This is a genomic window from Kitasatospora sp. NPDC059088 (assembly GCF_042738155.1).
GTDB lineage: Bacteria > Actinomycetota > Actinomycetes > Streptomycetales > Streptomycetaceae > Kitasatospora.
On the sequence record NZ_JBHYGR010000131.1, the window covers coordinates 20102 to 22220 of the forward strand.

Consider the following 2119-nt stretch of genomic DNA (forward strand, 5'->3'; position numbering starts at 1 on the left):
GCTCCAGCGACGCCCACGCCCCCCCCCGCCCACTCGCGCGGGCGGCCCCCTCACCCCCACCCCTCCCCCCCTGGTCCGGGAACGGGCCGTTCGGAGCCCCCGTCCGGTCAGCCGAGCCGGTAGCGGACGGGGAGGGTGAGCACGCCGCGGATGATCCCGGAGCCGATCCAGTCGAGCGAGTCCACCGGGACGGCGAGTTCCAGCTCCGGGACACGGGCGAGCAGGACGCGCAGGGCGATGGTGGCCTCCAACCGGGCGAGCGGGGCGCCGAGGCAGTGGTGGATGCCGTGGCCGAAGGCGAGGTGGCGGGCGTCGGGTCGGGCCACGTCGAGGGCGGCCGGGTCGCCGGAGCCGGTCTGCGGGGCGTCCTGGCCGGCGGAGCCGAGGGCGACCACGACCACGCCGCCCCGGGGGATCCTCACCCCGCCCAGGTCCAGGTCCTGCGCCGCGTAGCGGTTGGTGGAGCGCTCCACGGAGGTGTCGTGGCGCAGGAACTCCTCCACCGCGCCGGGCAGCAGCTCCGGCCGTTCGCGCAACCGCCGTAGCTGGTCCGGGTGCTGGAGCAGGGCGAGTTGGGCGTTGCCGAGCAGGTTGACGGTGCTCTCGTGGCCCGCGACGACCAGCATCAGCGCGGTGCCGACCAGCTCCTCCTCGGTGAGGCGGCCCGCCTCCCGGTCGCGGACGGAGACCAGGGCGGACAGCAGGTCGTCCTGCGGGTGGCGGCGCTTGGCCGCGACCAGGTCGGCCAGCAGGTGGTGCAGCGCGGCCAGCGCGGGGCGGTGCTCGGGGGAGGCGGGCCGCAGCGCCTGCGCGGACCAGTGGCGGAAGTCGCGGTGGTGCGCGGCCGGGACGCCGAGGAGCTCGGCGATGACGGTGGCGGGCAGCGGGGCGTTGTAGGCCTCGACGAGGTCGGCCGTGCCCGCGGGCGGCAGGGCGTCGAGCAGCCGGTGGGCGATCTGCTCGATCCGTGGGGCGAGTTCGGCCGTGCGGCGCGGGGTGAAGGCGGCCGCGGCGAGGCGGCGCAGCCGGGTGTGCTCGGGCGGGTCGGCCTCCATCATCTGGGCGCCGAGGCCGACGGCGGGCCGGTGCAGGACGAAGCCGGCCGCGTCGAGGGCGTCGGCGGCGGGGGTGGCGTCCTTGAGCAGGCCGGGGTGGGTCAGCGCCGTCCTGGCGAGGTCGTGGCCGACCACCACCCAGCCCTCCAGGCCGGGTTGGAACTCAGCCCGGTGGATCGGGCCGAGCTCCCGCAGCCGGGCGTACCGGGCGGGGGCGTCCGCCTTGAAGGCGGCGTCGAGGACCACCGTGGCCGGCCTGTGGGCGGGTTCGTCGTTCGCGTCCATGGGAGCGACTCCTGTCGGGGGAAGGGAGGTCGGCGGGGGGTGGGACCGGGCCGACGTCCGTGACCTGGGGGTCTCCATCCTTCGGGCGGCCGGGGAGCCCCGCATCGGTCATCTGACGTCCGGGCCGGTCGGCGGCGGGCCGCTCCATGACTGCACGTCGGTTCCGGAGTCATCTGACCGAAGCCCCGGCACCCGCCGGTGGGCCACGGTGGTGGCAGCACGAACCACCCATGAACCACCGACGTGCGCCCGACGCGCATACGACGCGCACGCGATGTGCCGATCGACAGGAAGAGGCCCCGGATGGCCAGGTCAGAGATCCGCTTCGACAGCGCCGGCATCGAGATCGCCGCGCACCTGTACCTCCCCGACACCCCGGCCCCCGGTCCGCGCCCGGCCCTGGTGGTCGGCCACCCGGGGACGGGGGTGAAGGAGCAGGCGTCCGGCACCTACGCGCGGCTGCTGGCCGGGCGGGGCTTCGTCACCCTCGCCTTCGACGCGGCCCACCAGGGCGAGTCCGGCGGTCTGCCGCGCGGGCTGGAGGACCCGGCCCAGCGGGTGGAGGACTTCAAGGCCGCCGTGTCCCACTTGGTCACCCGCCCGGAGGTGGACGCCGAGCGGATCGGCCTGCTCGGCATCTGCGCGTCCGGCGGGTACTCCCTGGCCGCCACCGGCGGCGACAGCCGGGTCCGGGCGGGGGGGGGGCGGGGGGCGGCAGACAGCCCCCCCCGCCGAGCGCGGGGGGGACCCAGGGCGCGGGGGGCCGCGCGCGGGGGTGG

At 76.9% G+C, this 2119-nt stretch carries 2 protein-coding genes; one reads left to right on the forward strand and one right to left on the reverse strand.

Features of this window, described 5'->3' with window-relative positions:
• Nucleotides 1-107: 107 nt before the first annotated feature.
• Nucleotides 108-1340 (reverse strand): cytochrome P450, encoded by a 1233-nt coding sequence (locus tag ACFWXO_RS37250; protein WP_380529767.1) that lies wholly within the window; start codon nt 1338-1340, stop codon nt 108-110.
• Between the two features lie 303 nt (nt 1341-1643).
• Between ACFWXO_RS37250 and ACFWXO_RS37255 the strand changes: the two genes are divergently transcribed.
• On the forward strand, nt 1644-2119 hold a 476-nt coding region (locus tag ACFWXO_RS37255), incomplete at its 3' end, for an alpha/beta hydrolase (RefSeq protein ID WP_380529769.1).

Bases quoted from the DNA above. Each gene is read 5' to 3' on its own strand.
- ACFWXO_RS37250 (WP_380529767.1), bottom strand. From the start codon at position 1,340: ATGGACGCGAACGACGAACCCGCCCACAGGCCGGCCACGGTGGTCCTC.